Annotated in this window: 7 protein-coding genes; 2 read left to right on the forward strand and 5 right to left on the reverse strand. The window is 59.4% G+C overall.

The genetic code is table 11. The features are described from left to right. Nucleotides 1–106: 106 nt before the first annotated feature. Together kaiC and WB650_RS12415 are read right to left on the reverse strand one after the other, a co-directional pair. On the reverse strand, nt 107–1,825 hold the full coding sequence (gene kaiC / locus WB650_RS12410; RefSeq protein WP_422303589.1) for a circadian clock protein KaiC: 1,719 nt from the start codon (nt 1,823–1,825) through the stop codon (nt 107–109). Between the two features lie 210 nt (nt 1,826–2,035). Then, nucleotides 2,036–2,476 carry a VOC family protein gene (locus WB650_RS12415; protein WP_422303588.1) on the reverse strand — a complete coding sequence of 147 codons (441 nt, stop codon included), beginning with the start codon at nt 2,474–2,476 and terminating at the stop codon, nt 2,036–2,038. 314 nt (nt 2,477–2,790) lie between these two features. Between WB650_RS12415 and WB650_RS12420 the strand changes: the two genes are divergently transcribed. Continuing rightward, a complete protein-coding gene (locus WB650_RS12420) occupies nt 2,791–3,048 on the forward strand; it encodes an endonuclease domain-containing protein (protein ID WP_422300898.1) in 258 nt (85 codons plus the stop codon). A 46-nt stretch (nt 3,049–3,094) separates the two neighbouring features. Here the strand turns inward: WB650_RS12420 and aroF are convergent, their stop codons facing one another. After that, nucleotides 3,095–4,114, reverse strand: a complete 1,020-nt coding sequence (gene aroF / locus WB650_RS12425; protein WP_422300897.1) for a 3-deoxy-7-phosphoheptulonate synthase — start codon at nt 4,112–4,114, stop codon at nt 3,095–3,097. Between the two features lie 133 nt (nt 4,115–4,247). On the opposite strand from aroF, the gene WB650_RS12430 reads away from it, so the two are divergent. Then, on the forward strand, nt 4,248–5,021 hold the full coding sequence (locus WB650_RS12430) for a metallophosphoesterase family protein (RefSeq protein WP_422300896.1): 774 nt from the start codon (nt 4,248–4,250) through the stop codon (nt 5,019–5,021). A 13-nt stretch (nt 5,022–5,034) separates the two neighbouring features. Here the strand turns inward: WB650_RS12430 and WB650_RS12435 are convergent, their stop codons facing one another. Both WB650_RS12435 and groEL read right to left on the reverse strand, forming a co-directional pair. Further along, nucleotides 5,035–5,451, reverse strand: coding sequence for a response regulator (locus WB650_RS12435; protein WP_422300895.1), 417 nt, complete (start codon nt 5,449–5,451; stop codon nt 5,035–5,037). Nucleotides 5,452–5,811: 360 nt separating this feature from the next. Then, the coding region (gene groEL, locus WB650_RS12440; protein WP_423960674.1) for a chaperonin GroEL at nt 5,812–6,666 on the reverse strand (855 nt) is incomplete at its 5' end.

Here is a 6,666-nt window from a genome sequence, read left to right on the forward strand (position 1 = left end):
GGTCGGTGATTTGGCGTTATTGATCCCAAGCGACTTTCGCGATCGCGACTGACCCGGCCTCTTTGGCGAGGTGATCTTTTTCTTCACCGCGCCTCCCTGATTCCCATTATTTACCCTTTGACGTTTGAGGCAAGTTGCCGCTGACCTTGCGGCTCTTCGCCATGACCGACTGATTCTCGATCAGCTGCTTTTTACGTTTGGTATCGAGTGAAACCGCTTTCTTTACCACTGCCGAATCTGCCTCGAATTCAGCGCGCAGCGCTTCGATATGCGCTTCCATGGCTTTGCGCTTATGTTCGAGCTGAGCAAGTTTGAGTTCGCTCTCATCCGCCTGCCGCATCGACGCGTCACGCTCCTGCTCCTCGAGCGCCACTCGCGCCGATCCGGTGAGCATACCAGAGGGCCCGAGATAAACCTCGACCAGCTTGATTCCTTTGCTGCTCAGGATGAACTCGCGGATCTGATTCGAGTGATTCATCCCGCGCGATTTCAGGACGTAAAGCCCGCGATTGCGCTCGCCGGAAACCTCGATATCGCGCACCAGCATCCAGGTGTCGATCAGCGACGAAATTCCGACGTCGGACGTTTCGAGCCGTCCGCCATTCTCTGTGAGTACGGTGAAAAACCCGGTGATGCCCTCGCTCTTGAGGAAGTCGATCAGCAGGGTAAGGATCGCGGTTACTTCTCGCTCGGTGCCGGCAGAAATCAAGTTCGAAATCGGATCCACGATAACAACGCTCGGCCGGAATTGATCGATCTGTTTGTGCATCGAAACAAGATGCATCTCCAGCCCATGTTGAAACGGACGCTGTGCGACGATCCGCAGCCTTCCGTTGTCGAGATGCGGCTGCAGGTCGATACCGACCGATCGCATGTTACGCACAATCTGCTGCGCAGATTCTTCGAAGGCGAAGTAAAGGACGCGTTCTCCACGCTCGCATGCCGAACGCGCCAGCGCCGCGGCAAATGAGCTCTTCCCCATCCCCGCGGTACCCGAAATCAGAATGGTGCTACCCCGATAGTAGCCGCCGACTCCCAGCATCGCGTCGAGGTCTGGCACGCCGGTCGGGATCGACTCGCTGGAGACCTTGTGCTGCAGGGCCATCGAGGTGACCGGCAACACTGAAAATCCCTGCTCATCGATGATGAACGGATACTCGTTGGTGCCGTGGCTGCTGCCGCGGTACTTGACGATCCGCATGCGGCGCGTGGTGATCTGATCGTTGACGCGATGGTCCAGCAGGATCACGCAGTCGGCGACGTATTCCTCGAGACCGAAACGTGTCAGCGCGTTTTCGCCGCGCTCGCCCGTGACAATCGCCGTTACGCCGAACGATTTCAGGAATTGAAACAGCCGCCGGATCTCAGCGCGCAAAAGTGCCGTGTTGGTAAATCCTGAAAACAGCGTCTCGATCGTATCCAGCACCACCCGCTTCGCGCCGACCGACTCGATCGCATACTTGAGCCGGATGAAAAGTCCTTCGAGATCGTAATCGCCGGTCTCGGCAATTTCGTTCGGATCGATGTGGATATGATCGATCGCGAGCTTGCCCTGGCGGACGAGTTGGCCGAGATCAAAATCGAGCGAAGCCGAGTTTACGACCAGCTCGTCCTTGGTTTCCTCGAAGGCGACGAAAACTCCCGGCTCCCCGTAATCGCGAACGCCGTTGACCAGAAACTCGACGGCGAGCATGGTCTTGCCGCATCCTGCGCTGCCGCAAATCAGCGTCGCCCGCCCGCGCGGGAGCCCGCCTAAAGTTACCTCGTCGAGGCCAGTGATGCCGGTGGGCGCCTTTTCGAGACGCTCAACCGTCTTGGTTGACACGGCGCGGGCAGATTTTTGTTTCGCGAATCTTGAGTTCGTTGCGCTGCTGGAGTGGTCGGTGCGCATGATGTTCCTTTGGGGACACTCAACCTAGTGTAATTTGCACATAATGCAAAGACTGCGAACGCCTGAAATCGAAAACCGGCGGTAAGATTTACAATCGAGAGGCGAGGGGCCTTTTTAGGGATCCCCTCGCTTTGCAGCTCGATTTTAGCGGTTAGCGGAGGCCATCCGCTGGGCCATCTCCTCGGGAGTTGGATCCTCTTTGTGCGTGGCGAGCGACCAGGTATTTCCAAACGGATCGGTCACTGTGGCCATTCTATCGCCCCAGAACTGATCGGTCGGCGGACTGACTGACTTTGCGCCGGCGCCGGTCGCCCGTTTGTACAGCGAGTCCACGTCGCTCACATAAACATAGAAAGCACTGGTCGAGGCCCCGGTCTGCATCGGCTCGCCAAGCATCAGCCGCGAATTTCCGATGCTCACTTCGGCATGCATCACGGTGCCGTCAGGTCCGGGCATCCGCATAACCTCCTCGGCGCCCAACGCCGACTTCAGAAAGTCGATCAGCTTCGCCACGCCCTTCACGTTCAAGAATGGAGTGACGGTGTGGTACCCATCGGGGATTGGTTTGACTGCCTTACCTGCCATGATAATTCTCCTTTCGCGATCCTGAGTTTGGGAAACTTCTCTCAGCACCTCGAGCGAGGATCATTGTCTGAAATATCGCCGATGGATCTCGAGTGCAACCCGTGCGTAAAGGGTGTTTTTATCTTGTTCCCCTTCCCACTATGGGAAGGGGTTAGGGGTTAGGTAATCTGAACGCGCTATGCCTATGACACCAAGCCGCAAAGTCACGCGTGGCAAATATGTGTCACCGGACAAGCTTTCTCTCGCAAAGCGATTGCGGCGAGAGATGACCCCCGGCGGAGCGCAGACTCTGGGCGGCCCTTCGACGAAATGCGATCGACGGATTTCATTTTCGCCGCCAGCAGGTAATCGAAGGATATGTCGTCGACTTTTATTGCGCAGCCGCCAAATTGGCGATCGAACTAGACGGAGGGGTTCATCAGGAACAGTGGAAGTACGACCAATCGCGCGACAAAACCATCATTCGGGCGGGGGTTCGGGTCCTCAAAATTCCGAACGAGGGGATGATCGATGTTGAAGCAGCAGTCGACTACATCAGGGAGGCGCTGCGACAAAAGCAACCTAACCCCTAACCCCTTCCCACAGTGGGAAGGGGAACCGGATAAATCGCACCGCCAACTACAGTGTTCTTCCCACCGCCTCGGCCAGCGGCTTCAGAGTCTTCATCAAGTCCGCGAATCGCGACGGCTTCAACTGCTGCGGTCCATCTGACAACGCGCTCTCGGGCTTCGGGTGCACCTCGATCAGCAGCCCATCCGCGCCCGCCGCGATCGCTGCCAGGGCCATCGGCGCCACCATCTTGTAGATGCCAGTGCCGTGACTCGGATCGACCAACACCGGCAGATGCGTCCATTCCTTCAGCACCGGCACCGCGTTCAGATCGAGCGTGTTGCGCGTGGCAGTCTCGAAGGTGCGAATCCCGCGCTCGCACAGCACGACGTTGGGATTGCCCTCCGACAAAATATATTCCGCCGCCATCATGAACTCTTCGAGCTTCATCGACATGCCGCGCTTGAGTAGGACAGGCTTCTTGATTCTTCCGAGGCGGCGCAGCAGCGAAAAATTCTGCGCGTTGCGCGCGCCGACCTGCAGCATGTCCGAATGCTCGGCGACGAGATCGATATCGTGCGGATCCATTATTTCGGTAACCACCGGCAGGCCGACTCGCCGCCCCGCATGTTCGAGCAACACGAGTCCCTCGTCCTCCATTCCCTGGAACGAGTACGGCGACGTCCGCGGCTTGAATGCTCCGCCGCGCAGCGCGTGAGCGCCGGCCGCTTTCACCGCATCGGCGGCGGCTTCGACCTGCTGTTCGCTTTCGATCGCGCACGGTCCCGCGATCACCGCGATTCGCTTGCCGCCAATCTCCATGTTGCCGACTTTGACGATCGAGCCCTCGGGCCGCACCTCGCGCGACGACAATTTGAACGACCGCACCACCGGCATCACACGCTCGACTCCCGCGACCGACTCGAGATGCGTCAGTTGATGCTGCTCGCCGCGCTCATCGCCGACGCATGCGACCACGGTGCGCTCGACGCCGCGAATAATGTGCGCGTTGTAATCCAGTTCTTCGACCATCCTGGCTACGGCCTGAATCTCGGCCTCAGTGGCATGCGCTTTCATTACGACGATCAAGTGATAAACCCTCTGCGATAATGCTTTGCGATGGTATGAGCGCTCGAACTTTAGTAAATCTGACTGTACAGCATGTTCCCATCGACCGGAACTGAGCGCCCACAACCCGACTGGCGCATCGAAGGACGCAATTTTGTCAGCTAAACTGCCGCATCGCCCACTGAAGATCGTCCACACTTCCGATGTTCATCTCGAGACCGACACATTCGGGTCCGGCGAGCGCGGCATCCAGTTGCGCGACAAGGTGCGCACCGCCTTCGGCCGCGTAGTCGACATCGCGAACGAGCGCAACGCCGACATGCTGCTGATAGTCGGGGACCTGTTCGATTCTGCGCGCGTCACCGAGGAGGGCCTCGCGTTCGCGATGGGCACGATCGCCCGCGCGCAGATGCCGGTGGTGATGATCCCCGGCAACCACGACGCTCACGACGAAAGATCGATTTATGCGGGCCTCGCGCCTGGCGTCCTTCCAGAAAACCTGCACCTGATCCTCGAGCCCGAAGGCAGGACGATCGATTTTCCCGATCTGGCCGCTCGTGTATGGGGCCGCGCTCTCGTCGAGCATACTCCCGACTACCGCCCGATGAGCGGAGTGCCCGAGCCGGCAGAAGGCCGCTGGAACATCGCACTCGCGCACGGCTTCTTCATGGAGGAAGGCGAGATAGAGCGGTCGTCGCCGATCACGCCCGCCGACATCGAGCGCTCGCGCTACGACTACGTCGCGCTCGGCCACGTTCACGTGCTGAGCGACGTATCGCAGGGCGCGACCCGCGCATTTTATTGTGGCACCCCGGCGCCGCTCTATTCGAGCGAGAATTCGGGATGGGTGCTCTGGATCAATTGCTTGCCCGGCCAGCCCCTCTTAGTCGAACGCCTGATGGTTGCGCTGGAACGTTCGATTGACTGATGGTCGGTAGCTATCAGCGCCCCGATGCTGCTTCGTCCCTCCGCTTCAGCTCCGGATAGAGATCCGAGAGCTTCCGCCACATCCTCTCGAGCCCATAACTGTCGAAGGGCTCGACGATACATTCGAGCGCGCCCTCGCGCAGGTAGACTCGATTATCGTCGGGTGCTTGCGAGGCGTTGACGATAACGATCGACGTCTCCGGCGATTCGCGTCGAATCATCCTGAACAGCGACAAGACGTCGAGCCCACGCTCACTCCGCAGCCCGATGTCGAGCGTGACGACATCCGGCCGCGTAGTGCGGAAGAGATCGATTGTCTGCGCAACCGTCTCGGTCTCCGCTACTACCTGACATCCGCCGCATTCAAGATGATTACGCATGATGTCGCGGGAGATCCCCGAGCTGTCCGCAATGAGCACTCGTACTGCCATCAGCGGCACCTCCATGGACGAGCACTGCGCCAGCCCAGTCCCCAAGGCGTCACACAGCTGCGATCCGTGAAGGCTATTTAGCAAGGGCGGGGCCAAGGAATGCGGGCGTTGAGAGCAACTGCCTGATTTCAGGACAGGCTAGCCAAATGCAATTCGGAGCCGTTTAATTGACTATTTGAGTGCAGTCGGTTCGGGCGCGGTGATCGGAATTCACGATCAGCGTTGCACGCAAGTGATTTGTAGCATCGCAGTGACAGAAGTCAGCGCTACGCGCGCGTCGAGCCGTCGAGAATATCAAAAAGACAGCGGCGGACCCTCGATGGATCCGCCGCTGCATCAGTCTCAGCTTTATTCTCAGTCCTACATCATGCCACCGGGAGGCATTCCGCCCGGCATTCCACCGCCGGCGCCCGCGCCCTTCTCATCAGGCTTCTCGGCCACCATGCATTCGGTGGTGAGTAGCAGGCTCGCAACCGACGCTGCATTCTGCAGCGCGCTGCGCACGACCTTGGTCGGGTCGATGATTCCGGCCTTCATCAGATCCTCGAACTCCTCGCTGGCCGCGTTGAATCCGAACGCGCCCTTGTTGTTCTTGATCTTGTCGACCACCACCGATCCTTCCCATCCGGCGTTGGATGCGATCCACCAGGCCGGTCCTTCGATCGCTCTCTTAATGATCGCGATGCCGACCTTCTCGACCTCGCTCGCGCGCATATTGTCGAGCGCACCCGACGCGCGAATCAGCGCGACGCCGCCGCCGGGGACCACGCCCTCTTCGACCGCGGCGCGGGTTGCATGCAGCGCGTCTTCGACGCGTGCCTTTTTCTCTTTCATCTCGACTTCAGTCGCCGCGCCGACGCGAATCACTGCGACGCCGCCGACCAGCTTGGCCAGCCGCTCCTGCAGCTTCTCGCGATCGTAGTCCGAAGTGGTCTCCTCGATCTGCGCGCGAATCTGCTTGATACGACCCTCGATGTCGGCCTTCTTGCCCGCGCCGTCGATGATCGTGGTGTTGTCCTTGTCCACGACGATGCGCTTGGCGCGGCCCAGGTCGTTCAACGTGATGTTCTCGAGCTTGAGTCCAAGTTCCTCGGAAATCGCGCGTCCACCGGTCAGGATCGCGATATCTTCGAGCATCGCCTTGCGCCGATCGCCGAAACCCGGCGCCTTGACCGCTACGCACGACAGCGTGCCGCGAATCTTGTTCACGACCAG

Origin of the sequence: Binatus sp. (SeqCode) (assembly GCF_049584895.1) — a bacterium.
GTDB lineage: Bacteria > Desulfobacterota > Binatia > Binatales > Binataceae > Binatus.

What these genes read in the sequence shown, in the direction of transcription:
- WB650_RS12415 (WP_422303588.1), bottom strand. Translation starts at nt 2,476, where the DNA reads ATGGCAGGTAAGGCAGTCAAACCAATCCCCGATGGGTACCACACCGTC.
- WB650_RS12435 (WP_422300895.1), bottom strand. Translation starts at nt 5,451, where the DNA reads ATGGCAGTACGAGTGCTCATTGCGGACAGCTCGGGGATCTCCCGCGAC.